The organism is Actinobacillus porcinus, assembly GCF_901764995.1.
GTDB lineage: Bacteria > Pseudomonadota > Gammaproteobacteria > Enterobacterales > Pasteurellaceae > Exercitatus > Exercitatus porcinus.
In genome coordinates this window covers 115,642-141,843 of record NZ_CABFKI010000006.1, presented here as the reverse complement: position 1 = coordinate 141,843, position 26,202 = coordinate 115,642, and the positions used below count along the sequence as shown (strand labels likewise).

Here is a 26,202-nt window from a genome sequence, read left to right as displayed (position 1 = left end):
GTTACAAGCGCGGTTAAAATTTTGTGCGAAATTATAACAAAAAAGGCATCATTTCGATGCCCTTTCTTTTATTTGCATTTGAGATTATTTTTTACGGCTGTGTAAGCCTTTTTTCTCTAATCCGCGATAGATTAATTGTTGTTGGATAATGGTAATTAAGTTTGACACTAACCAGTACAACACAAGGCCTGCCGGGAACCATAAGAAGAATACGGTAAAGATCACCGGCATAAAGTTCATTACTTTTTGTTGCATTGGGTCAGCCACAGGTGTTGGTGACATTTTTTGCAACAAGTACATTGAACCACCCATTAACAACGGAAGAATGTAGTAAGGATCTTGTGCAGATAAGTCTTGGATCCAACCGAAGAATGGGGCATGACGCAATTCTACCGCTTCCATAAATGTCCAATATAATGCGATGAAAATTGGCATTTGGATTAATAACGGTAAACAGCCACCTAATGGATTCACTTTCTCTTCTTTATAAAGCTTCATCATTTCTTGGCTCATACGTTGACGATCATCGCCAAAGCGTTCGCGCATTTCTTGCAATTTCGGTTGCAACATACGCATTTTCGCCATTGAAGTGTATTGTGCTTTGGTTAATGGGTAAAGAATGGCTTTCACTACTAAGGTGACGCCAATAATTGCTAAGCCCCAGTTGCTTACTAAGCTTTGAATAAGGGTTAACAATTTGAATAACGGTTTAGCGATAAACCATGCCCAACCATAGTCAACGGTTAAATCTAAATGATTTGCCACTTCGCCCATTTGCTCTTGTAATTTCGGACCTGTCCATAAAGAGCTGGTAATAGTTTTTGTTTCACCTGCTGCAACCGCTGTGACAGGACCGCGATAACCGATAAAGCCCATACCGTTATTGGTTGTTGTATAAAGTTGGTTATCTACATCTTGATTTGGAATCCAAGCTGAAACGAAATAATGTTGTAATACAGCAACCCAACCTGCTTTGGTATTGATAGAAAGGTTGTTGCTTTTCATTTCATCAAAGCTATATTTTTTATAGTTTGTTTCTGATGAAGAATAAGCACCACCCGTATAGGTTGGCATTGCCATACTGCCTGAACTTTCCACTAAAGTATGTTTTAATTGACCGTAAGGCTGCACTTCAATCGCTGCGGCACTGTTATTTTGAATTTCATAGTTAACCGCAACATCATAAGAACCACGTTTCAGTACAAAGACTTTGTTGAAAATGACACCGTCTTTTTCTAAGGTTAAAGGTACGCGTAATTCATCTTGACCATCGGCTAATTTAAATTCATCGCCTTCAACACGATATTGAGCACGACCTGCTGCCGTATCAATACCGTTTTTACCCACTAAGCCACTTTGTGCCACATAGGTTTTTCCGTCTTTATTTTCTAGTAAAGCAAAACGCTCTTCACCGTTTAACTCTTTTGCGTAAGCCAATAAATCGCTTTCTACAACATCACCACCAAGGGTGTCGATTTTTAATTGGAAAACGTCATTTGAGACAGTGATGATACGCCCTTGGGCTTGGCTATCAACTGCGTTTGACGCGCCTGTTGCGCTTGTTGGCGTATCAGTTGTTGATTGAGCAACACTTGTTTGTGCAACGACAGGTTTTGGTGCTTTATCCATTTCCCATTGTTGATAAACAAGGAACGAGATGAAAAGTAAAGCGAGTGCTAATAAGCCACGATTTGAATTCATTGGTTGTTCTCTTTATGGTTATTGTTTTTCGGCGGCACAGGATCGTATCCACCCTGATGTAAAGGGTGACATTTTAATACACGTTTAAGCGTAAGCCAACTACCTTTTAACGCGCCATGCGTTTTTATGGCTTCTAATCCATAACAAGAGCAAGTTGGAACAAAGCGACAGCGTGGTGCCATCATTGGACTGATGAAAATTTGGTAGCCGCGAATAATCTTAATTAAGATTTTTTCGCCAAGCGAATGTGACGTTGCCATAGTTTGCTAAGCGTTTGGCTGAAAGTTTGATTGTCTAACTTACCAATTCCTGCTTTTGCCACAATCACAAAATCATAATTTGGCAATTCGTGTTGCAATAAACGGAAACTTTCGCGGCATAAGCGTTTAATACGGTTACGTTCGTGAGCGCGTTTAAGATGTTTCTTTGCCACCGTTAAGCCTAAACGAGGACAATCGAGAGAATTTTGGCGAGCGAGAATGGTGACTTCAGGCGTACTGGCACGCGCTGGGTCTTGAAAGACATATCTGAAATGCTCAGGGGCTAACAAACGTAGCCCCCGATGAAAAGTTAACTCTTGCTTAATCACGTTACAGTGAAAAATTAAGCTGATAAACTTTTACGACCTTTAGCACGACGACGAGCTAAAACTTGACGGCCGTTTTTAGTTGCCATACGTGCACGGAAACCGTGAGTGCGGCTACGTTTTAATACAGATGGTTGAAATGTACGTTTCATGTTAAATCTACCTAAATCAAAAGTGTTTGTATTGATCGCTTTATTCGCACTGAGAATCAAAGCGAACAAAACATATTACTTGAAAACAAGGTTATTCAAAAATAGGAACGGAATTTTACTGTTAAAATCACCGTTCGTCAAATTAGAAATAGAAGAATTTTCTCTTTATCTCAATTAGCGCGGCGAATTATACGTTTTTCGGGGAAAATCTCAAGTCATTTTTTTGATCTTTCAGAGAAGATCTTTTTAGGATTTTATTGTAAAATTATCCCGATTTTTGACCGCACTTTTATGTGCCATTTTCTATAACTCACTCATAATAAAGCTAAAATGGAACACCAACTTTCATCCCTTTGGGCAAATTGTTTATCAATACTACAAGATCAAGTGTCTGCCAATGATCTCAACATGTGGCTACGTCCGCTACAAGCTGATGCCAATAATACAAACCAAATTACACTATATGCCTCAAATATATTTGTAAAAAATTGGGTAGAGAAACACTTCTTAGATAAAATTATCAAAACCGCACAAGAATTGAGTCAAAATCCTCATTTAGTTATTAAATTAGTGGAAGGCGTAAAACCTGCCGCCCCTAAAGTGCCGACAACACCTGTACAAGAGCAACCATCACCTACACAAAGTGCGGTCAATACAAGCCAAGATTTAGAACAAACGGAATTTCGTACGAACTTAAATCCGAACTACGTGTTTGACAATTTTGTGGGGGGAAAATCCAATCAATTAGCACGCTCAGCGGGGTTAAAAGTGGCTAAAAACCCTGGGGATACTATGGCAAACCCCTTGTTTTTATATGGCAGTTCAGGTTTAGGAAAAACCCACTTGTTACACGCTATCGGCAATGCGATTTTAGCGGACAATCCAAATACACGCATTGTTTACATTCATTCCGAACGCTATGTGCAACAAATGGTAAAAGCCCTACGTAGCGAACGTATTGAACAATTTAAAAAATTCTATCGTTCTCTGGATGTACTACTGATTGATGACATTCAATTTTTCGCGGGCAAAGACGGAACACAAGAAGAATTTTTCCATACTTTCAATTCCTTATTTGAAGGTGGACGTCAAATTATTTTGACTTCAGATAAATTGCCGAAAGCCATTGATAACTTTACAGAACGCTTAACTTCTCGTTTTGGCGTTGGCTTAACTTTACAAATTGAACCGCCTGAATTAGAGACACGTGTGGCAATATTGATGAAGAAAGCGGAAGAACGTCAAATTGATTTACCCGAAGAAGTGGCATTCTTTATTGGGCAAAAACTGCGTGCTAATGTTCGTGAGTTAGAAGGCGCACTTAACCGTGTTCACGCTAATGCCGAATTTACCGGCAGACCCATTACCTTAGATTTCGCTCGCGAAACTTTAAAAGATATGCTTGCGTTACAAGAAAAATTAGTCACGATCGAAAATATTCAAAAAGTGGTGGCTGAATATTATCGAATTAAAGTCTCTGATTTAAAATCAAAAAGCCGACTGCGTTCATTAGCTCGCCCACGCCAAGTGGCGATGGCATTAGCCAAAGAATTAACGAACCGAAGTTTTCCTGAAATCGGTAAAAATTTTGGTGATCGGGATCATACCACAGTGATGTATGCCTGTGATAAAATTGCAGAACTTCGTGAAGAAGATACCAATTTACAAGAAGATTGGTCTAACCTAGTCCGTACTTTATCAGCATAAGGAAATACTATGCAGCTTATCGTTTCAAAAGAAAATCTGTTAAAACCATTACAGCAAGTTTGTGGCGTGTTAAGCAACCGTCCAAATATTCCTGTGCTAAATAATGTGTTACTACAAATTCGTGGTAATCAACTCACTATTACAGGTACCGATTTAGAGGTTGAACTTTCAACTACTGCGCAACTCGATAATGATGCCAATGGTGATGTTACTATTCCGGCTAAAAAATTCTTAGATATTTGCCGCAGTTTACATGAAAATGCGATTATTAATGTAGATTTCGAAGAAGATCGCGCCATTATTCGTTCTGAACGCACCAAATTTAATTTGGCGACTTTTCCTGCCGAAGAATATCCAAACTTAACGGATTGGCAATCGGAAGTGGATTTCACTGTGTCACAAGCCAATTTACGCCGTTTAATTGACGCCACACAATTTTCCATGGCAAACAATGACGCGCGCTATTTCTTAAACGGGATGAAGTTTGAGACTGAGGGCAATCTATTGCGAACGGTAGCAACAGATGGCCACCGTCTTGCAGTTTGTACCATTGAATTAGAGCAAGATCTGCAAAATTATTCCGTTATTTTGCCAAGAAAAGGCGTGTTGGAATTAGCTCGATTACTTGATCCGAGCAGTGAGATCCCTGCTCGTGTACAAATTGGTACAAATAATCTACGTGTTCAATTAGGCTCTGTTATCTTCACCTCTAAATTAATTGATGGACGCTTCCCTGATTATAGACGCGTTCTACCACGCAATGCGGATCGGATTTTAGAAGCGGATTGGGAAAGCTTAAAACAAGCTTTTGTCCGCGCCTCTATTTTATCCAGTGAAAAAGTCCGCACCGTGCGTTTAGAGTTAGCCAATAATCAGCTCAAAATCACAGCGCGCAACCCTGAACAGGAAGAAGTGGAAGAAATGATTGATGTTGCCTACACGAGCGAACCAATGGAAATCGGCTTTAATGTGAGCTATGTCTTAGATGTGCTAAATGCAATTAAGTCACAACGTGTACGTGTTCGTTTAACGGATGCTTCATCAAGTTGTTTGGTGGAAGATATTGCAGACAACAGTGCAGAATATGTAATTATGCCGATGAAATTATAAATCTCAGACAATTTCACCGCACTTTATGGCAATTTCCCGTTTAATTATCGAACACTTCCGAAATCTCACCGCCGTGGATCTTGAATTTGACCACGGCTTTAACTTTTTGGTGGGAAATAATGGCAGTGGCAAAACCAGTTTGTTAGAAAGTATTTTCTACCTTGGGCATGGGCGTTCCTTCAAAAGTGCGGTCACCACTCGCATTATTTCTTACGACCAACCGCATTTCACCCTACATGGGCGAATTCAAGAACAACAACACGAATGGTCGGTTGGACTACAAAAGCAACGGAAAGAAGGCAATACTATCGTTAAGATTAACGGTGAAGATGGTAATAAAATTTCCGATCTTGCCCATTTATTGCCCATGCAAATCATTACGCCGGAAGGTTTAACTCTACTCAATGGCGGCCCAAGCTACCGCCGTGCTTTCCTAGATTGGGGATTATTCCACCACCAGCCCGCCTTTCATGCCGCTTGGTCGTCACTCAATCGTTTATTAAAACAGCGCAATGCCGCACTACACCAAACCTATGACTACAACGCGCTCAAAATTTGGGATGTAGAACTTGCTAAATTAGCCCATCAAGTCAGCCATTGGCGCGCTGAGTATGCGGAAGCGTTGCGGGCTGATATTGAGCGTACCTGCCGGCTTTTTCTACCGGAGTTAGAAATCAGTGTGAGTTTTCATCAAGGCTGGGATAAAAATACGGATTATGCAGATTTATTACGTGAAAATTTTGAGCGAGATAAGCATTTAGGTTACACCTTCGCCGGTCCGCAAAAAGCCGATTTTCGTTTTAAAGCCAATGGGTTACCTGTTGAAGATGTGCTATCGCGTGGACAATTAAAACTGTTGATGTGTGCATTGCGCTTAGCACAAGGTGAACATTTAATGCAAGAAAAAGAACGCTCTTGTATTTTCCTGATTGATGATTTTGCTTCAGAGTTAGACGAAACCAAACGCGCGCTACTGGCGGAACGATTACAACAAAGCCATTCACAAGTGTTTGTTACGGCTATTACTCAAGAACAGCTTAAACAAATGCGCCCTGAAAACCATCGTCTCTTTTCCGTCAATAACGGTATCATTGAGCCCATCCGTTAGGATAATATTTCAAACAAAAGTGCGGTCAATTTCCGAAAAATTTGACCGCACTTTGCTGTTTATCTCAAATGCACAGACTGCTAATTAACGTGTTCCGAATACCACAATGGTTTTTCCGTGTGCTGCAATAAGATTTTGATCTTCCAGCATTTTCAGAATTCTACCGACTGTTTCACGCGAACACCCCACCATTTGACCAATCTCTTGGCGTGTAATTTTAATTTGCATCCCATCAGGATGAGTCATCGCATCAGGCATTTTTGACAAATTAATTAAGGTTTGGGCAATCCGTCCCGCCACGTCTAAAAAGGCGAGGTTAGTTACTTGGCGTGAGGTATTTTGCAAGCGGTGCGACAATTGCGCTGTAAGATGCATCAATATCTCAGGATTCACTTGAATCAACTGACGGAATTTTTTGTATGATACTTCGGCAATTTCACAGGTCGTACGTGCTTTCACTGAAGCGGAACGCGTTTGATTTTCTTCAAATAACCCCACTTCGCCAAAAAATTCCCCTTCATTCAAGTAAGACAAAATCATTTCTTTGCCTTCCTCATCTTTAACCATGACAATCGCAGAGCCTTTCACCAAATAATAAAGTGTCTCTGCTTTCTCGCCCGCATGAATTAATGTCGTTTTAGTCGGATATTTATGAATATGACAGTGAGAAATAAACCAATCAATTGTTGGATCAATGAACGTGGAAATTGACTGCTCTTCCATTGATCTCATCATTTCTAAATCTTGCATTGATAACACTCCATTATAATATGCAATCGTTCTTAGTATTTCCCTAAGAAGTCATCTTTGTTTTTTATATCAATTGTTTCATGCAACTCAGACCAAACGATAACTGCAGTTCCATTGCGGATTAACGTTAGCAATCGTTGCACTTTTTGCTCCAAAGAAAGCTCTTCAAAGCCGTAATCAGTCCCTTCACGTAAGACAACACTTTCCGCAATGTTACGTAAGGTATCCTGATCTAATTCTTGCCAAGGAATAATCATTGAAATAACAGCTCAATCAGTTTCCATTGCTGTTCAAAGCTTTGGTTTGGCGTACGGCGGAAATTGGTGCGCACATAACGCATAAATTGTCCTTCACATAGAGTAACCAAATAAGTTGCCAAGGTTTTCTCATCCATAGCAAATGTTCGCCCTTCTCGCAATTTACTCATTTGTAGAATATTCACAAATTGCAATTCTAAACGATCAAAAAACTGAGCGACTCGCGCTTGCAATTTGGCATCTTCAAACATCAACGCATGTCCTGTTAATACTCGCGTTAAACCCGGGTTTTTGCGCGCAAAGTCTAAAATCATCTGCATAATATCACGCACGCGATTTACCGTATTGGTTTCCATTCTGATGGATTGAGAAATTCGCGTAAACAAATTCTGCTCAATATTATCAAGCAACGCTTCAAACATTTTCGTTTTGCTTGGGAAATAACGATAAAGCGCCGCTTCAGAAACACCAACGGCTTCTGCAAGGCGTGCTGTCGTCATACGTTCCATACCATTTTCAGAATGAAGCATGCTGGTCAACACCGCTAACACTTGTTGACGGCGTTCATTCACACTTCGTTTCTCGATTTTAGGTGCTTTCGTTTCTAAAGGCGCGGGTTCAATAACCGCAATTTCAAGTTGTTCTTCTACCATGAATTCTTATTTCTTACCCGAATGACCAAAACCACCTTCACCACGATCGGTTTGCTCAAAATCTTCCACAAGATTAAATTCTGCTTGTACAACAGGCACAAAAACTAATTGAGCAATACGATCACCAATTTCCACACGAAACGGCTCTTGACCACGATTCCACATAGAGACCATTAACGGCCCTTGATAATCGCTATCAATCAAGCCCACTAAGTTCCCCAATACAATCCCATTTTTATGACCTAAACCCGAACGGGGCAAAATAACTGCCGCTAAATTCGGATCAGCGATATAAATCGATAACCCTGTTGGGATCAATTTTGTTTCACCCGGTTGAATTTCAAATCCTTCTTCAACTAAAGCGCGTAAATCCAACCCTGCAGACCCTGTAGTGGCATAAGTGGGTAAAGGAAATTCATTGCCAATACGGCTATCTAAAATTTTAACGTCAATTTTTTTCATTTCTTCTTTGTTCTCTTATCGGGTTATAAATCGTTCAACAATTTCTTGTACTAAGCCTTGCGCCAATTTGGTTTTTGAGCAAGTTGGCAATAATTTCTCACCATCTTTCCAAAATAAATGTAAAGCATTTTGATCTTCACCAAAGACTGCACCGCCCGCTACATTATTGGCACAAATCATATCCAAATTTTTTCGCTGCAATTTGTCCTTAGCATATGCTTCCACATTTTGTGTTTCCGCAGCAAAACCTACCACAAATGGACGCTGTTCATCAAGTGCGGCGACACTCGCAATAATGTCTGGGTTTTTAACCAAACGTAAAGTCAGTTCATCATTATCGCCGGTTTTCTTGATTTTTTGTGTCGAAATTTCCGCCATTCGATAATCCGCCACCGCCGCACAACCAATAAATAGCTGATTTTTCACCGCACTTTCCATAGCAACCTGCCACATTTCTTGGGCGGAAATCACATTGATACGATTCACATGCGCTGGCGTTGGTAAATTAACCGGTCCACTAATTAGGGTTACTTCCGCACCGCGATCCGCAAAAGCTTGTGCAATCGCATAGCCCATTTTCCCTGAGCTATGATTGCTAATATAGCGAACCGGGTCAATGGCTTCTTGCGTTGGGCCCGCCGTAATGGCTACCGTTAATCCCAGCAAATCTTTTTTGATGCTGAAATGTTCACAAAGTGCGGTAAAAATTTCAGCCGGTTCGGACATACGCCCTGCGCCCACATCACCACAAGCTTGCGCCCCTGAATTCGGGCCAATAAATTTCACGCCACGTTGAATCAGCTTAGCAATATTTTCTTGTGTCACCGTTTGTGCATACATTTGTTGATTCATCGCAGGCGCAAGCAAAATTGGCGCAGCAGTAGCAAGGCAAAGGGTTGATAATAAATCATTTGCCATCCCCACAGTCATACGCGCAATAAAATCCGCCGTTGCGGGGGCAACCACAACAATATCCGCCCATTTTGCGAGCTCAATATGCCCCATGAATAATTCTGCAGATGGATCTAATAAAGATTGTGAAACGGGATTTCCTGAAATGGCTTGCAACGTTAAAGGTGTTACAAATTCCGCTGCAGCGGGGGTTAATACGACCCGCACTTCTGCGTCTGCCTTACGTAATAAACGAATTAACTCAATGGTTTTATAGGCAGCAATTCCGCCTGTAATACCGACAACCACTCGTTTCCCTTGTAAATCTGACATTGTTAGTCCTTTTTCACTTCTTACTGAACTGACCATTGTACTTTAATTTTTATCAAGAAAACATTTAATTTTGTGATCTTAATTCCAAATTTTCTGCCACGCTCTCGCCTTTCTTTTTCCGTTTATTTATCTTGCATAAAGAAACGAGTGGCGGTTTATCTTTCAATAAAAAAGCCGCCTCCAACATATTAATATATTAGGAATTTTTATGACAAATCCCTCTTTGATGCCTAGGGAAAAATTACTGCAATATGGCGCCAATTCCCTTGCTGATCACGAATTACTCGCCATATTTTTGCGCACAGGCATAAAAAATTGCCCCGTGATGCAACTCTCTCAAAATGTCCTTGAACATTTTGGATCATTACGAGGTTTAATTACCTCATCCCAAAAAGAATTTTGCACATTTAAAGGTATTGGGATTACACAATATATCCAACTACAAGCCTGCACAGAAATGACAAAGCGTTATTTACTTGACGAATTAAAATTTGCCCATGAATTTACCGATCCCAATACCGCAAGAATGTATTTGCAAACTGAATTGGAACATCGAGAAAGGGAAGTGTTTCTGGTATTGTTTTTAGATAATCAACATCGCTTAATCAAAACAGAAGAAATGTTTCTTGGTACCATTAATGCCGCCAGCGTTTATCCGCGTGAAATCATTAAAACCGCCCTTTATTGCAACGCTGCCGCATTAATTCTTGCGCATAATCATCCCTCTGGTTTAGCCGAACCCAGCCGTTCAGATCAACAGATTACCGAAAAGATCAAAAATGCGGCTGAACTAATGGAAATCCGCATCTTAGATCATTTTGTCATCGGTAAAGGCAGTTACTTTTCCTTTGCAGAACAGGGTTGGTTATAAGAATTGTTGGATCTTCATGCGTTTTCGTGTAAAATTTCGCGGTTTTTAATGGAAAAGCTATTTTCCCCTTGAGAAAACAGAATAAAGCAAGTATAATTTGCGACCTTTAATATAGTAAGCGGGTCGGCGACTAGCGACCTGACGAGGTGGCTCTCAAGGCTTTCCTTGAACTTGTATCCGAACCGTAAGCTCGAGCTTATATTTAATTATTGGAGATTATTATGTCTAGAGTCTGTCAAGTAACAGGCAAGCGTCCAGCAGTTGGTAACAACCGTTCGCACGCATTAAACGCGACTCGTCGTCGTTTTTTACCAAACTTACACACTCACCGTTTCTGGGTTGAGTCAGAAAACCGTTTCGTAACTTTACGCTTAACAGCGAAAGGTATGCGTATTATCGATAAAAAAGGCATTGATGCAGTATTAGCTGAAATCCGTGCTCGTGGCGAAAAAATCTAAGGAGCTAAGAAATGGCAGCTAAAGGCGCTCGTGAGAAAATCCGTTTAGTTTCTTCAGCAGGAACTGGTCACTTCTACACAACAGATAAAAACAAACGTAATATGCCGGAAAAAATGGAAATCAAAAAATTTGATCCCGTTGTTCGTCAACACGTTATTTATCGTGAAGCTAAAATCAAATAATTTAGTCTCACATCAATTAAAAAGCCCGAATGCAAATTCGGGTTTTTTATTACCCATTTACCGTTCTTAAGAGAATAATAGGAGAATAAAATGCCTGAGTTACCTGAAGTTGAAACAGCAAAAAATGGCATTGCCCCTTATCTCAACGCCTTTTTCATCGAAAAAATTATCGTCAGACAACCTAAATTACGCTGGGAAGTGAGCCCAGAATTGACGCAAATTTCTCATCAAAAAGTGACCGCACTTTCACGCCGCGCCAAGTATCTTATTATTCATACCGAAAAAGGGTTTATTATTGGTCATCTCGGAATGTCAGGATCTGTTCGTATTGTGACTGACAAAGATCCCATCGAAAAACACGATCATCTCGATATTGTGATGAGCAATGGCAAAATTATGCGATATAACGACCCAAGACGTTTTGGTGCATGGTTATGGACGACCAATTTAGATAGCTTTCATCTCTTTACCAAACTTGGCCCTGAGCCACTTTCGGATGAATTTAATAGCGAATATCTCTTTAAAAAATCACGCAAAAAATCTACCGCACTTAAATCCTTTTTAATGGATAACGCCGTAGTTGTCGGTGTCGGCAATATTTACGCTAATGAAGTCTTATTTTACTGTGGACTTCATCCTGAAAAGCCGGCAGGAAAGATAACCAAGCAAGATGCAGAAGCATTAGCACGAACCATCAAAACTGAACTCACTCGGGCCATTCAGCAAGGCGGCACAACATTAAAAGATTTTCTACAACCAGATGGGAAACCCGGGTATTTTGCGCAGGAATTACAAATTTATGGCAAGAAAGGGGAACCTTGTCCAAAGTGCGGTCATAAAATTGAAAGTTTAGTTGTTGGGCAACGGAATAGTTATATTTGCCCGAAATGCCAAAAGAAATAAGTTAATTTATATTAGGGCTTATTGATGTTTTGAGATTGCAAAATCATCAATCAGTATTTATTTAAGATCCCAGCATGGCTGAGCCATACTGGGTTACGCATAAATCAGCCCCTTTGGGGCTGAGAATTAGAGTAGCAAAGCCACTCAACTATAAACCTAGTACACATTTTGCGTACAAAGTATAAAATAGTATATTTTATAAGCACAAGACATCGACAAACCCTAAATATTGTTAATAAAAAAAAATCCCCTGAAATCAAATTTCAGGGGATTTTATTAGCTTTTATGATTACTCATCGTCAGCCATATTAAGCATTTCTGCTAGGCTTGCTGTTGGATCATCTTCAGCAATGATGTTGAACTCTGCTTCAATTTCAGCTTCATCTGCCGCTGAGAATTTCACTTCAGGTTCTTCATGTGCTTCAAATCCTGCTGCACGGTTTTTAATACGGTTTTGGTGATACGCAAAACCTGTACCTGCCGGGATTAAACGACCTACAATCACGTTCTCTTTTAAGCCACGTAATTCATCGCGTTTACCTGCAACAGCTGCTTCGGTAAGAACACGTGTGGTTTCTTGGAACGATGCCGCTGAGATAAATGACTCAGTTGCCAATGATGCTTTGGTAATACCAAGCAATTCACGTTCGAATTCAACCAACGGTTTGCCTTCCGCAGCACGTTTACGGTTAACGATTTTAATACGTGCCACTTCCACTTGCTCACCTTCTAAGAATTCAGAATCGTAAGCATTGGTAATGACCGCTTTACGTAACATTTGACGAACGATTACTTCGATGTGCTTATCGTTAATTTTTACCCCTTGTAGGCGGTAAACTTCTTGCACTTCGTTAACGATGTATTCCGTTACAGCATGAACACCACGTAGGCGTAAGATATCGTGCGGCGCTTCTGCACCATCAGAGATCAAGTCGCCACGTTGTACCATTTCGCCTTCGAATACGTTGAGCTGACGCCATTTTGGAATCATTTCTTCGTAAGTTTCGCCACCATCTGTTGGGGTAATTAATAGACGGCGTTTACCTTTGGTTTCTTTACCGAATGACACGATACCTGAAATTTCCGCTAAGATTGCCGGCTCTTTCGGTTTACGTGCTTCGAATAAGTCTGCTACGCGTGGAAGACCACCGGTAATATCTTTTGTTCCCACAGATTCTTGTGGAATACGTGCAAGTGGATCACCCACTTTGATTTCCGCACCATCATCTAAAGTAACAATGGCTTTACCCGGTAAGAAGTATTGAGCAACTACGTCTGTGCCTGCGATTAAAATATCGTTGCCTTTAGCGTCAACTAATTTGATCGCCGGACGTAAGTCTTTACCTGCTGTCGCACGTTCACCCACATCTTGGACTAAGATTGATGATAAACCTGTTAATTCATCTGTTTGACGGCTTACTGTTAAACCATCAACAATATCAACAAATTTTACGAAACCTGCAACTTCAGAAACCACCGGCATTGTATGCGGATCCCAGTTTGCAACAGTTTCACCCGCATTGACTTCTGCACCATCAACTTTGTTTAACGTTGCACCATAAGGTAATTTATAGTGTTCTTTTGTACGACCGAATGCATCGATAACGGTTAATTCTGTATTACGAGACGTTAAAACTAATTTACCTTCGTGGTTGGTCACCGATTTAATATTCGCTAAACGAATTGTACCGTTGTTTTTCACCTGTACGCTTGATTCTTTCGCTGCCGCAGATGCCGCACCACCGATATGGAACGTACGCATGGTTAACTGTGTACCCGGTTCACCGATAGATTGTGCCGCAATAACACCCACTGCTTCACCTTGGTTAATCAAGTGACCGCGCGCCAAGTCACGACCGTAACATTTCGCACACACACCAAAGTCTGTGTCACAAGTTACCACTGAACGCACCTTGATGCTATCTACTGAGTTTTCATCAATGATGTTACACCAGTTTTCGTCAATCAATGTGTTACGTGGAATTAAGACTTCTTCCGTACCCGGTTTGAAGACATCTTCAGCAACCACGCGACCTAATACTAATTCACGTAATGGTACTTTTTCATCGCCACCTTCAATTAATGGCATCATTTGAATACCTTCGTGTGTACCACAGTCGTCTTCTGTAATCACTAAGTCTTGTGCTACATCAACTAAACGGCGTGTTAAGTAACCTGAGTTCGCTGTTTTTAACGCGGTATCCGCCAAACCTTTACGCGCACCGTGGGTTGAAATAAAGTACTGTAATACGTTCAAACCTTCACGGAAGTTCGCAGTAATTGGGGTTTCGATAATCGAACCGTCCGGACGTGCCATCAAACCACGCATACCGGCTAACTGACGAATCTGTGCCGCAGAACCACGCGCACCCGAGTCTGCCATCATAAAGATGCTGTTGAATGACGCTTGTTTTTCAGGGTTACCTTCACGGTTGAGCACTTCTTCCGTTGAAAGGTTTTCCATCATCACTTTCGCTACGCGTTCATTTGCCGCAGCCCAAATATCGATGACTTTGTTATAACGCTCACCTGCGGTTACAAGACCTGATTGGAACTGTTCTTGAATCTCTGCCACTTCAGCTTCTGCTGCAGAAATAATTTCATATTTCTTCTCAGGAATCACCATATCATCGATACCAACAGATGAACCTGAACGTGCCGCGTAAGCAAAACCGGTGTACATAATATGGTCTGCGAACATCACGCTTTCTTTCATTCCTAAGCGGCGATAACATTCATTGATTAATTTTGAAATCGCTTTTTTGCCTAAGGTTTGGTTAAACAAGCTAAATGGCATCCCTTTTGGTGCGATCATCCATAAAATAGCTCGACCAACAGTCGTATCCGTTAAGGTTGTTTTTGCAACCCATTCACCGGCTTCGTTTTTCTCGTGTTCGGTAATGCGAACTTTAACGCGAGAATGTAATTCTGCTTGACCTGTACGATAGGCTTTTTCTGCTTCACGTGGGTCTTGTAACAACATACCTTCGCCTTTACCGTTCACTTTATCGCGTGTCATATAGTAAAGACCTAATACCACGTCTTGTGAAGGCACGATAATCGGCTCACCACTTGCCGGTGATAAAATGTTGTTGGTTGACATCATTAATGCACGCGCTTCTAATTGCGCTTCTAATGTCAACGGAACGTGAACCGCCATTTGGTCACCATCGAAGTCCGCGTTAAACGCCGCACAAACAAGCGGGTGTAACTGGATCGCTTTACCTTCAATTAAGATTGGTTCAAAGGCTTGGATACCTAAACGGTGCAAGGTTGGCGCACGGTTTAATAAAATTGGATGTTCACGAATTACATCCGCAAGAATATCCCATACGATAGCGTCTTCACGCTCAACCATTTTCTTCGCGGCTTTAATGGTTGTTGCATAACCACGACTTTCTAATTTCGCATAGATAAACGGACGGAATAATTCCAACGCCATTTTTTTCGGTAAACCACATTGATGTAGGTGCAAGTATGGACCTACGGTGATTACAGAACGACCTGAATAGTCAACACGTTTACCTAATAAGTTTTGACGGAAACGACCTTGTTTACCTTTGATCATATCCGCAAGTGATTTTAATGGACGGCGATTTGAACCGGTAATCGCACGACCGCGGCGACCGTTATCTAACAACGCATCCACAGATTCTTGTAGCATACGTTTTTCGTTACGTACGATAATATCCGGCGCGATTAAGTCTAGAAGACGTTTTAAACGGTTGTTACGGTTAATTACACGGCGATATAAATCATTCAAATCTGAAGTGGCAAAACGACCACCGTCCAATGGGACTAACGGACGTAAATCCGGTGGAAGAACCGGTAATACGGTCATTACCATCCATTCCGGTTTGTTACCGGATTGAATGAAAGCTTCTAATAATTTCAAACGCTTGGTGATTTTCTTACGTTTCGTTTCTGAGTTGGTTTCTTGTAACTCTTCACGTAAGGTTTCACATTCATGCTCTAAATCCATATTGCGTAAAATGGCTTGGATAGCTTCCGCCCCCATTTTCGCATCGAATTCATCTGCCCAACGTTCTTCAGCGTCTAAATATTGCTCTTCGGTTAATAACTGACCTTTTTCTAAATCAGTCATACCCGGCTCGATCACAATGTATGATTCAAAATAAAGCACACGCTCAATATCACGTAATGGCATATCTAATAATAAGCCGATACGGGACGGAAGTGATTTTAAGAACCAAATGTGTGCAACCGGAGAGGCTAATTCAATATGCCCCATACGCTCACGGCGTACTTTAGTTTGTGTAACTTCAACACCACATTTTTCACAGATCACACCACGGTGTTTTAAACGTTTATATTTACCACATAAACATTCGTAATCTTTTACCGGCCCGAAAATACGTGCACAAAAAAGACCGTCACGTTCTGGTTTAAATGTACGGTAGTTAATGGTTTCCGGTTTTTTCACTTCACCAAATGACCATGAACGGATCATATCTGGTGAGGCTAAACCGATTTTAATCACATCAAAATCTTCAGCTGTTTTTGATTGCGCTTTTAAAAAATTAACTAAATCTTTCACAGATTTTGCTCCACTCGGAGTTAAAGATATTCAAAGTGCGGTTGAAAAAATACAAGATTTTTGACCGCACTTTGCGCGGATTTGTCGCTATTGACGAAAATTACTCTTCGTCTAAGTCAATGTTAAGACCAAGCGAGCGAATTTCTTTCATAATTACATTGAAAGACTCTGGCGTACCTGGTTCCATATAGTGGGTACCGCCCACGATGTTTTTATACATCTTCGTACGGCCGTTCACGTCATCGGATTTCACGGTTAACATTTCTTGTAATGTGTATGCAGCACCGTATGCTTCTAATGCCCATACCTCCATCTCACCGAAACGTTGACCACCGAATTGTGCTTTACCACCCAATGGTTGTTGTGTAACAAGACTATAAGAACCTGTTGAACGAGCATGCATTTTGTCGTCAACTAAGTGGTTCAATTTGAGCATATACATATAACCTACGGTTACCGGACGCTCGAATTTTTCACCCGTACGACCATCGTACAAGGTAATTTGACCCGAAGTCGGTAGTCCACCTAGTTTTAATAGCTCTTTAATTTCGCTTTCGTGCGCACCATCAAATACTGGTGTTGCAAGCGGTAAACCTTTACGCAAGTTTTCAGCTAAGCGCATCACCTCTTCGTCTGTAAATGTGCTTAGATCTACTTTTTGTGAACCGCCACCTAAGTCGTAAGCTTTTTGGATATATTCACGCAATTTCGCCACAGATTGTTGCTGTTTGATCATTGCGTTAATTTGGTCACCGATACCTTTCGCCGCTAAACCTAAGTGCGTTTCAAGGATCTGACCGATGTTCATACGTGAAGGTACGCCCAGTGGGTTCAACACGATTTCAACAGGTTGACCGTTTTCATCGTATGGCATATCTTCAACCGGGTTAATTTTTGAGATAACACCTTTGTTACCATGGCGACCCGCCATTTTATCCCCAGGTTGAATTTGACGTTTCACCGCCAAGTACACTTTCACCACTTTTTGAACGCCTGGTGCTAAATCATCCCCTTGGATAATTTTGCCACGTTTCACTTCAAGTTTATGCTCGAAGTCTTTGCGTAACTCTTCGTATTGTTCTGCAAGTTGTTCTAATTGGTTTTGTTTCGCTTCATCACTTAAGGTTTGTTCTAACCATTTAGTGCGGTCTAATTTATCCAATTCTTTCTCATTAATACCGCCTTCCACTAATAAGTGGCGAACGCGTGAGAATAAACCTGCTTCTAAAATTTCTAATTCTTCAACAAGGTCTTTTTTCGCTTGTTTTAATTGCATTTCTTCAATTTCAAGCGCACGTTTGTCTTTCTCTACGCCATCGCGCGTAAAGACTTGAACGTCAATAACTGTACCTGAAGTACCGTTAGGCACACGTAATGAAGAATCTTTAACATCGGAGGCTTTTTCACCAAAGATCGCACGTAAAAGTTTCTCTTCCGGCGTTAATTGGGTTTCGCCTTTCGGTGTTACTTTACCTACTAAGATGTCGCCACCTTTAACTTCAGCCCCCACATAAACAATACCTGATTCATCCAGTTTGCTTAACGCGGATTCACCCACATTCGGAATATCTGCAGTAATTTCTTCTGCGCCTAATTTAGTATCACGCGCCACGCAAGATAATTCTTGAATATGAATGGTTGTGAAACGATCTTGTTGAACAACACGTTCAGACACTAACATTGAGTCTTCAAAGTTATAACCGTTCCAAGGCATGAATGCCACACGGATATTTTGACCTAATGCTAATTCACCTAAATCTGTTGACGGACCATCTGCCAAGATCTCACCACGACCAACAGGTTCACCCAAGTTCACACAAGGAATTTGGTTGATACAAGTGTTTTGGTTTGAACGGGTGTATTTAATCAGGTTATAAATATCGATACCTGCTTCGCCCGGGATGGTTTCATCTTCGTTTACTTTTACCACGATACGTGAAGCATCAACGTATTGAATGACACCACCACGTTTTGCAATCACCGCAACACCGGAGTCAAGGGCGATTGGTTTTTCCATCCCTGTACCCACTAACGGTTTATCCGCACGTAATGTTGGTACTGCTTGACGTTGCATGTTTGCACCCATTAACGCACGGTTCGCATCGTCATGCTCAAGGAATGGGATTAAGGCTGCCGCCACAGAAACCACTTGTTGTGTGGAAACGTCCATATAGTGAATTTCTTCAGGGCGATATAAACCTGATTCACCATGTTCGCCACGCGCGGTAACATAAGCATCGGTAAAACGGAAGTTTTCATCTAAGTTTGAGTTAGCCTGCGCAATCACATATTTACCTTCTTCAATCGCAGATAAATATTCGATTTCTTCAGTTACTTGCCCATCAACCACTTTACGATATGGTGTTTCTAAGAAACCATAATCATTGGTACGTGCATAAACAGACAATGAGTTAATCAAACCGATGTTTGGACCTTCAGGGGTTTCGATTGGACACACACGACCGTAGTGCGTAGTATGTACGTCACGTACTTCAAAGCCAGCGCGTTCACGCGTTAAACCGCCCGGACCCAATGCAGAAATACGGCGTTTATGCGTAACTTCTGATAATGGGTTATTTTGGTCCATAAATTGTGATAATTGTGATGAACCGAAAAATTCGCGTACAGCCGCTGAAATTGGTTTTGCGTTGATTAAATCTTGTGGTGTCACTGCATCTAAGTCACCTAAAGAAAGACGCTCTTTCACCGCACGTTCAACACGTACTAAACCAATACGGAATTGGTTTTCAGCCATTTCACCCACTGAACGGATACGGCGGTTACCTAAGTGGTCAATATCATCCACTTCACCACGACCGTTACGAATGTCGATTAATTTTTTCATCACGCTAACGATGTCTTCTTTGCTTAATACACCGCTGCCTGTTTCTTCTTCAACACCAATTGAACGGTTGAATTTCATACGACCTACTGCGGATAAGTCATAACGTTCTTGAGAGAAGAATAGGTTGTCAAATAAACCTTCTGCCGCTTCTTTTGTTGGTGGCTCGCCCGGACGCATCATACGATAAATCTCAACCAATGCCGTTAAACGGTCGTGAGATGGATCTACGCGCAAGGTTTCTGAAATATATGGACCGAAATCTAAATCGTTAGTAAATAAGGTTTCGATAGTTGTGTAACCGGCTTGTGCTAATTTGGCTAATAACTCTAAGCTAATTTCCATATTAGCCGGGCAAATGATTTCGCCTGTTTCAAGATCAACATAATCTTTCGCCGCCACTTTGCCAATGATGTAATCTGTTGGCACTTCAACTTGCGTGATATTGTCTTTTTCTAAGGCACGAATGTGACGAGCCGTAATACGGCGACCACGTTCAACATAAACTTTGCCATTGGCTTCAATATCAAAAGTCGCTGTTTCGCCACGTAAACGTTCCGGTACAAGTGCCATTAAAAGTTTGTTGTCTTGGATCTCAAATACAACTTTATCGAAGAATAAATCTAAGATTTCTTCTGTGCTATAGTTTAATGCACGTAAAATAATAGTCGCCGGTAATTTACGGCGGCGGTCAATACGAGCAAATAAGTTGTCTTTCGGGTCAAACTCAAAATCTAACCAAGAACCACGGTAAGGAATAATACGTGCGTTATAAAGCACTTTACCTGATGAATGAGTTTTACCTTTATCTGAATCAAAGAACACACCCGGACTACGGTGTAATTGCGAAACGATAACACGTTCAGTACCGTTAATCACAAAAGTACCGTTTTCGGTCATCAATGGGATTTCGCCCATATAAACATCTTGTTCTTTGATGTCTTTAATCGTGCCTGGAGCAGCGTCTTTATCATAGCTCACAAGGCGTAATTTCACGCGGAGCGGTGCGGCAAAAGTTGTGCCACGGATTTGACATTCACGCACGTCAAATACAGGCTCGCCTAATTTATAGCTCACATATTGCAATTCTGTTGAACCATTGTTGCTCACAATTGGGAACACAGAACGGAATGCGGCTTCTAAACCTTGCTGACCTTCCGGATCGCGTTGAATAAATTTGTCGAATGAATCTAATTGAATCGTTAATAAATAAGGTACGTTTAAAACTTGCGGACGTTTACCGAAGTCTTTACGAATACGTTTTTTCTCAGTATAAGAGTAACCCATTGGTTTTCCCTGTAATTTTTAGTGAGACCGAGTTGAAATGAAAAATACACCGACATACAAGTGCGGTTAAATTCTCATGTATTTTTCAAATCAATGTTTGAACCCGTTTCCAGATCCCGCACTCTGAACCTTACTTCTGATGAGCGGATTGCATTAAGCTAACAGACTGATTTAACTTAATTTTTATGCAATAAAACGGTGAGTATTTTTGTATTGCTAAACAACACAAAAAGCTGACAGATTTTCACTGCCAGCTGCATTTTTTAAAAATGGTTTTGCATTATAGTATTTTGTGAGGACTTTGGCAATCATTCCTTAGGCATTATATAAACAAAAACCCCGATGTTACCATCGGGGTCTCTTGAACTTCGAAAAGTGGGTTCAAAATCAAAATTATTTGATTTCTACTTTCGCGCCAGCTTCTTCTAATTCTTTTTTCAATGCTTCAGCTTCAGCTTTAGAGATGCCTTCTTTTAAGTTAGCCGGAGCAGATTCAACTAAGTCTTTAGCTTCTTTTAAGCCTAAACCTGTTGCACCACGTACTGCTTTGATTACAGCTACTTTGTTCGCACCAGCGTCTGCTAATACTACATCGAATTCAGTTTTTTCTTCTGCTGCCGCTGCGCCTGCTGCCGGAGCTGCTGCTACTGCTGCCGCTGCTGAAACGCCGAATTTTTCTTCCATCGCTGCGATTAATTCAACGATTTCTGATACTGATTTAGAAGCAATCGCTTCAATGATTTGTTCGTTAGTTAATGACATAACAATCAATTCCTAATGTAAATAAAGTTAAACGAGTTAAGAAGTTCTTGCTTGAAATTAAGCAGCTTCTTGTAATTTGTCGCGTAATGCTGCAAAAGTGCGAACAAGTTTGCCTGCCGCAGCTTCTTTCATTGTACCCATTAAACGTGCAATCGCTTCTTCGTAAGTTGGTAACGTTGCCAAGAATGCAACATCTTGGATTTTACCTTCAAAGGCTGCACCTTTAATTTCAAACTCTTTGTTTGCTTTTGCGAACTCAGTGAACAAACGTGCTGCTGCACCCGGGTGTTCATTTGAGAATGCAATAAGAGTTGGACCGGTAAACGTATCTTTTAAGCATTCGAATTCTGTACCTTCAACTGCACGGCGTAATAAAGTATTACGAACTACGCGCATTGAAACGCCAGCTTCACGAGCTGCTTTACGTAAATCAGTCATTTTATCAACTGTTACACCGCGAGAATCCGCGATTACAGCTGAAAGGGCACCTTTGGCTGCTTCATTTACTTCAGCAACAATTGCTTGTTTGTCTTGAAGATTTAATGCCATTGGCTTTTAGCTCCTGAATACACTCCGATTTCTCGGAATTAAATTACCTAATACAAACAGCGTACTAGGACGACTTCGGTGTACAGAAGCAGAAAATTCTTTTTCTGTTCACCATCTACGTAGGCGATTAAGAAAATCAAGGATTTTCTCCTACGGTCTTGGACGGGGCTTGATTGGCAAGCACCATCAAATTTGTGGTTGCCCACAAAATAGGGCGGTATGATACTGACTTTAAACGCCATTGTAAAGTGAAAATATCATTTTTTATCCGATTTAATCTTACAAGATTGTATATCGCTTTCATAATTTTCAGCATTTTTATGGTACAATCTCTCAACTTTATTTAAACCATACTTTATTAAATCCTATGTCTAGACAAAAAAAATCACGCCGTCTTACCGATATCATGCCCACTCGTAAGGCTGATAAAAAACCTGAAAACAAACCACTTTCAGGGAAAAAACTCTCTCGCTATGAGCTCGATGCCAAGGCGCGAGAAGAAAAGCGCAAGCGTAAACACAAAGGTCTCACCTCAGGTTCTCGCCATAGCGCAAGCGATGCACAAAAAAACACCCAACTGACGGAGAAAAAAGATCCACGGATTGGAAGCCGTAAAAAAGTGCCTTTAATCGTTGAATTTGTCAATAAACCTGAAAAAGGGCAGTTTATTCAACCGGTTAAATTAGACACCAAACCCACCGCACTTTCGCCTGAGTTAGAGCTTGAGCAGTTAGAAAACAATGAATGTTTGAATGACTTACTTGATCAACTTGATGCCGGTAAAACTATTAGTGCTGCAGATCAAAAATTTGTGGATGAGTGCCTAGATCGCATTGCCCAATTAATGGATGAACTTGGCATCGAAGATGAAGAAAGCGAGGACGATCTGCTTAACACCTTTGAAAAAATTGATATTAACCAATTTAGATAACTGTTTATGTGGACGACAATTTTACTCATTTTTGGTATTGCGATTATCATGGCAATGGGGGCATATTCTCTTTACCTATTCGCACAACTGCGCAAACAAAAACAGTTGTTTGAGCAAGCCAAACAAGCGCGGATAACACGCATTAAAGAAAGTATTGAAATTATTGCCCGCGCTATGCAAAGCAATGAATGTAATCATTCGGAAGGTGTGATTCGTTTAAGAATGTTGCTTGAACCACTAGGGCAAAAACGCCTACAAGACTATCCCGCCATGTGGGCGTTATATGAAGTAGTGCAAGATATGCCCACTCATGATGAACGCAAAGCCTTAAAGAAAAATGAACGAATGAAACTCGATTTAGCCCGCGAAAGCAAGGAAGTCGAATTAGAAGAAAAAATTAAAGAAGAAGTTTTACAGCTATTAAAAGAAATTGCCTAAAACTTATCATTCGGGGATAAGCAAACACTTATCCCTAGACAAAATATGAAAAATCTTGACCGCACTTCATTACCTAGAAAACCATGAACAATATCACTTTTGACCTAAATTTAATCCAAAAATATAACCAATCAGGACCAAGATATACCTCTTACCCTACCGCCTTGGAATTCCACGAAAACTATACTGACGAAAATTTTAAAGCGGCCGCTGCGCGCTACCCTGAGCGTCCATTATCGCTCTATGTCCATATTCCTTTTTGCCATAAACTTTGTTATTTCTGCGGCTGTAATAAAGTCATCACACGTCACCAACACAAAGCAGATATTTATCTCGACTTCTTAGAAAAAGAAATCACCACACGTGCAAACTTATTTAAAAACCGTTTAGTCACCCAAATTCACTGGGGCGGTGGTACACCGACTTATTTAACAGAAGAACAGTCAGCACGTTTAATGAAAATGCTGACAGATCACTTCAACATCGCCAAAAATGCAGAAGTTTCCATTGAAATGGATCCACGAGAAATCGAGCTGTCCATGCTAGAACATCTAAAAAATATTGGTTTTAATCGCATTAGTATGGGCGTTCAAGATTTCAATAAAGAGGTACAAAAAGCGGTAAATCGTGAGCAAGATGAAGACTTTATTCGCCAGCTCTTAATTCGAGCTCGTGAACTCGGTTTCCAATCCACTAACTTAGATTTAATCTATGGATTACCGTTACAAAATGTAGAGAGTTTTATGTTTACCTTGCAAAAAGTCATTGAGCTTAATCCTGATCGATTAAGTGTCTTTAACTATGCCCATTTACCAAGCCGTTTTGCCGGTCAGGCAAAAATCAAAGAAGAACAGCTTCCGGCACCACAAACTAAACTCACCATTTTAGAGAAAACCATCGAAACCTTAGGCAAAGCAGGCTATAAATTTATCGGCATGGATCATTTTGCAAAACCTGACGATGAGCTCGCCATTGCACAAGATAAAGGTATTTTGCACCGAAATTTCCAGGGCTATACGACACAAGAAGAATGTGATTTACTGGGCTTAGGGGTGTCCGCCATTAGTTTATTAGGCGACACTTATGCCCAAAATCAAAAAGAATTGAAACACTATTATGCAGATGTGGACAGCCACGGCATCGCGTTACACAAAGGACTTGAACTCTCTCAAGAAGATTGCCTGCGCCGCGATGTGATTAAAGCGTTAATTTGCAACTTTAAATTGGATTTCAGCGCAATTGAAAAACAATACAACATTCACTTCAAATCCCATTTTGCGGAAGATCTAGACTTGCTCAAGCCCTTAGCGGAAGATGGACTATTAGAAATAAATGATAAAGGGATTATTGTCTCGCCGTCAGGACGATTATTAATTCGTAATATCTGTTTGTGCTTTGACACCTATTCTCGACAAGCCGCAAGAAGACAACAGTTCTCGAGAATTATTTAATTAAAATCTTCACAAAAAACAACCGCACTTTAATTGAATCAAAGTGCGGTTGTTTTTTTAGCTATTTATTAAAGCGTAATATCTAACTTATCATAAGCACGTAACGCTTTTTCTAAGGCTTTTTCCACCGAAATGTCACGGCTTAAAATCACTGCCATGCGGCGGTGTCCGTCCACTTCGCCTTTGCCGAAAATGCGCAGATCTGTGTTAGGCTCCGCCAATACTTCAGCCAAATTGCCGAATTGTACTTGATTCGACTTACCTTCCACCACCACGGCTTTACTTGCGGCAGGGCCAATTAAGTTGATGGTAGGGATTGGCAAGCCTAAAATGGCGCGAGCGTGTAAAGCAAATTCAGAAAGCTCTTGCGAAATGAGCGTCACCATTCCCGTATCATGCGGACGTGGCGATACTTCGTTGAAAATCACGTCATCGCCACGCACAAACATTTCTACCCCGAAAATGCCGCGGCCACCTAATGCGCCGGTAATTTTTTCTGCGATCTCTTGGGCTTTTTTCAATGCTACTTCAGACATTGCTTGCGGTTGCCATGATTCGCGATAATCGCCATTTTCTTGACGATGACCAATTGGCGCAAGGAATGAGGTTCCGCCAATATGACGCACGGTCAGCAAGGTGATTTCATAATCAAATTTGACAAAACCTTCCACAATCACGCGACCTGCGCCTGCGCGACCTCCTTCTTGTGCATAATCCCATGCTTTTTGAATCTCATCAAAAGACTTAATCACCGACTGTCCATGACCTGATGAGGACATAATGGGTTTCACCACACAAGGAACGCCAATTTTTTTCACCGCACTTTCAAAGCCGGCAAAATCCGCTACAAATTCATAGTTAGAAGTGGGTAACCCCAACTCTTCCGCGGCTAAACGGCGAATTCCTTCACGGTTCATGGTTAATTTCGTGGCTTTTGCCGTTGGTACCACCGTAAAGCCTTCTTGCTCTAATTCAACTAAAGTCTCTGTCGCAATGGCTTCCACTTCGGGCACAATATAATCCGGCTTTTCTTTTTCCACTAATGCGCGTAACGCATCGCCGTCCAACATGGAAATGGTATAAGCACGATGCGCAACTTGTTGTGCCGGCGCGTTTTCATAACGATCCACGGCAATCACTTCAACGCCTAAGCGCATTAATTCGATTGCGACTTCTTTACCTAATTCACCAGAACCCAACAACATTACTTTGGTTGCTTTTGATGTTAGTGCGGTGCCAATTTTTGTCATCTTGTTATTC

The 26,202-nt window shown here is 41.1% G+C and carries 24 protein-coding genes; 10 read left to right on the top strand and 14 right to left on the bottom strand.

The features are described 5' to 3' along the window. Positions 1-84: 84 nt before the first annotated feature. The 4 genes from yidC to rpmH are packed head-to-tail and all read right to left on the bottom strand — an operon-like array spanning position 85 to position 2,439. Complete coding sequence (gene yidC / locus E7T07_RS06125; protein WP_135710005.1) at positions 85-1,701, bottom strand: membrane protein insertase YidC; 1,617 nt, start codon at positions 1,699-1,701, stop codon at positions 85-87. Next, positions 1,698-1,961 carry a membrane protein insertion efficiency factor YidD gene (gene yidD, locus E7T07_RS06120; protein ID WP_135710004.1) on the bottom strand — a complete coding sequence of 88 codons (264 nt, stop codon included), beginning with the start codon at positions 1,959-1,961 and terminating at the stop codon, positions 1,698-1,700. Before yidD ends, yidC begins: the two co-directional genes overlap by 4 nt. Then, entirely contained in the window at positions 1,925-2,290 is a 366-nt protein-coding gene (gene rnpA, locus E7T07_RS06115) for a ribonuclease P protein component (RefSeq protein WP_135710003.1), read from the bottom strand. The genes yidD and rnpA overlap by 37 nt, the downstream gene beginning before the upstream one ends. A gap of 14 nt (positions 2,291-2,304) precedes the next feature. Further along, entirely contained in the window at positions 2,305-2,439 is a 135-nt protein-coding gene (rpmH, locus tag E7T07_RS06110) for a 50S ribosomal protein L34 (RefSeq protein WP_005539760.1), read from the bottom strand. Positions 2,440-2,769: 330 nt separating this feature from the next. Between rpmH and dnaA the strand changes: the two genes are divergently transcribed. From dnaA to recF, 3 genes are read left to right on the top strand one after another with little or no spacing between them, the layout of a single operon-like run. Further along, positions 2,770-4,146, top strand: a complete 1,377-nt coding sequence (gene dnaA / locus E7T07_RS06105) for a chromosomal replication initiator protein DnaA (protein WP_135710002.1) — start codon at positions 2,770-2,772, stop codon at positions 4,144-4,146. Positions 4,147-4,155: 9 nt separating this feature from the next. Next, complete coding sequence (gene dnaN, locus E7T07_RS06100; protein WP_135710001.1) at positions 4,156-5,256, top strand: DNA polymerase III subunit beta; 1,101 nt, start codon at positions 4,156-4,158, stop codon at positions 5,254-5,256. 25 nt (positions 5,257-5,281) lie between these two features. Continuing rightward, positions 5,282-6,364, top strand: a complete 1,083-nt coding sequence (recF, locus tag E7T07_RS06095) for a DNA replication/repair protein RecF (protein WP_135710000.1) — start codon at positions 5,282-5,284, stop codon at positions 6,362-6,364. Positions 6,365-6,448: 84 nt separating this feature from the next. Here recF and crp read toward each other — a convergent pair whose 3' ends face one another. Genes crp through coaBC form a run of 5 tightly spaced genes read right to left on the bottom strand, consistent with a single transcriptional unit; the run spans position 6,449 to position 9,710 of the window. Then, positions 6,449-7,087 carry a cAMP-activated global transcriptional regulator CRP gene (gene crp, locus E7T07_RS06090; protein WP_135710030.1) on the bottom strand — a complete coding sequence of 213 codons (639 nt, stop codon included), beginning with the start codon at positions 7,085-7,087 and terminating at the stop codon, positions 6,449-6,451. Between the two features lie 59 nt (positions 7,088-7,146). Next, complete coding sequence (locus E7T07_RS06085; protein ID WP_135709999.1) at positions 7,147-7,371, bottom strand: YheU family protein; 225 nt, start codon at positions 7,369-7,371, stop codon at positions 7,147-7,149. After that, positions 7,368-8,024, bottom strand: a complete 657-nt coding sequence (slmA, locus tag E7T07_RS06080) for a nucleoid occlusion factor SlmA (RefSeq protein ID WP_135709998.1) — start codon at positions 8,022-8,024, stop codon at positions 7,368-7,370. The genes E7T07_RS06085 and slmA overlap by 4 nt, the downstream gene beginning before the upstream one ends. Before the next feature lie 6 nt (positions 8,025-8,030). Continuing rightward, entirely contained in the window at positions 8,031-8,486 is a 456-nt protein-coding gene (gene dut / locus E7T07_RS06075; protein WP_135709997.1) for a dUTP diphosphatase, read from the bottom strand. Between the two features lie 15 nt (positions 8,487-8,501). Then, positions 8,502-9,710, bottom strand: a complete 1,209-nt coding sequence (gene coaBC, locus E7T07_RS06070; RefSeq protein ID WP_135709996.1) for a bifunctional phosphopantothenoylcysteine decarboxylase/phosphopantothenate--cysteine ligase CoaBC — start codon at positions 9,708-9,710, stop codon at positions 8,502-8,504. Positions 9,711-9,918: 208 nt separating this feature from the next. On the opposite strand from coaBC, the gene radC reads away from it, so the two are divergent. The 4 genes from radC (at position 9,919) to mutM (ending at position 12,124) form a co-directional block, all read left to right on the top strand. Beyond that, positions 9,919-10,581 (top strand): RadC family protein, encoded by a 663-nt coding sequence (gene radC, locus E7T07_RS06065; RefSeq protein WP_135709995.1) that lies wholly within the window; start codon positions 9,919-9,921, stop codon positions 10,579-10,581. 221 nt (positions 10,582-10,802) lie between these two features. After that, entirely contained in the window at positions 10,803-11,039 is a 237-nt protein-coding gene (gene rpmB, locus E7T07_RS06060) for a 50S ribosomal protein L28 (RefSeq protein WP_005599762.1), read from the top strand. 11 nt (positions 11,040-11,050) lie between these two features. Then, on the top strand, positions 11,051-11,221 hold the full coding sequence (gene rpmG / locus E7T07_RS06055; RefSeq protein WP_135709994.1) for a 50S ribosomal protein L33: 171 nt from the start codon (positions 11,051-11,053) through the stop codon (positions 11,219-11,221). A gap of 90 nt (positions 11,222-11,311) precedes the next feature. Continuing rightward, positions 11,312-12,124: a bifunctional DNA-formamidopyrimidine glycosylase/DNA-(apurinic or apyrimidinic site) lyase gene (mutM, locus tag E7T07_RS06050; protein WP_135709993.1), complete on the top strand. Its 813-nt coding sequence runs from the start codon at positions 11,312-11,314 to the stop codon at positions 12,122-12,124. A gap of 289 nt (positions 12,125-12,413) precedes the next feature. Here mutM and rpoC read toward each other — a convergent pair whose 3' ends face one another. From rpoC to rplJ, 4 genes are all read right to left on the bottom strand, one after another. Next, positions 12,414-16,682, bottom strand: coding sequence for a DNA-directed RNA polymerase subunit beta' (rpoC, locus tag E7T07_RS06045; RefSeq protein WP_135709992.1), 4,269 nt, complete (start codon positions 16,680-16,682; stop codon positions 12,414-12,416). A 100-nt stretch (positions 16,683-16,782) separates the two neighbouring features. Next, on the bottom strand, positions 16,783-20,811 hold the full coding sequence (gene rpoB, locus E7T07_RS06040; RefSeq protein ID WP_135709991.1) for a DNA-directed RNA polymerase subunit beta: 4,029 nt from the start codon (positions 20,809-20,811) through the stop codon (positions 16,783-16,785). A gap of 393 nt (positions 20,812-21,204) precedes the next feature. Beyond that, positions 21,205-21,573, bottom strand: coding sequence for a 50S ribosomal protein L7/L12 (rplL, locus tag E7T07_RS06035; RefSeq protein ID WP_078237105.1), 369 nt, complete (start codon positions 21,571-21,573; stop codon positions 21,205-21,207). Positions 21,574-21,630: 57 nt separating this feature from the next. Beyond that, a complete protein-coding gene (gene rplJ, locus E7T07_RS06030) occupies positions 21,631-22,122 on the bottom strand; it encodes a 50S ribosomal protein L10 (protein WP_135709990.1) in 492 nt (163 codons plus the stop codon). A 367-nt stretch (positions 22,123-22,489) separates the two neighbouring features. Here rplJ and yihI point away from each other — a divergent pair, with 367 nt between their 5' ends. The 3 genes from yihI to hemN all read left to right on the top strand — a co-directional run bounded on the left by yihI (position 22,490) and on the right by hemN (position 24,942). After that, positions 22,490-23,053, top strand: coding sequence for a Der GTPase-activating protein YihI (yihI, locus tag E7T07_RS06025; protein WP_135709989.1), 564 nt, complete (start codon positions 22,490-22,492; stop codon positions 23,051-23,053). A gap of 6 nt (positions 23,054-23,059) precedes the next feature. Further along, positions 23,060-23,491, top strand: coding sequence for a DUF2489 domain-containing protein (locus E7T07_RS06020; RefSeq protein WP_135709988.1), 432 nt, complete (start codon positions 23,060-23,062; stop codon positions 23,489-23,491). Positions 23,492-23,574: 83 nt separating this feature from the next. Beyond that, a complete protein-coding gene (gene hemN / locus E7T07_RS06015) occupies positions 23,575-24,942 on the top strand; it encodes an oxygen-independent coproporphyrinogen III oxidase (RefSeq protein ID WP_135709987.1) in 1,368 nt (455 codons plus the stop codon). 68 nt (positions 24,943-25,010) lie between these two features. On the opposite strand, the gene purT is transcribed toward hemN, so the two are convergent. Then, entirely contained in the window at positions 25,011-26,192 is a 1,182-nt protein-coding gene (purT, locus tag E7T07_RS06010; protein WP_135709986.1) for a formate-dependent phosphoribosylglycinamide formyltransferase, read from the bottom strand. Positions 26,193-26,202 lie beyond the last annotated feature (10 nt).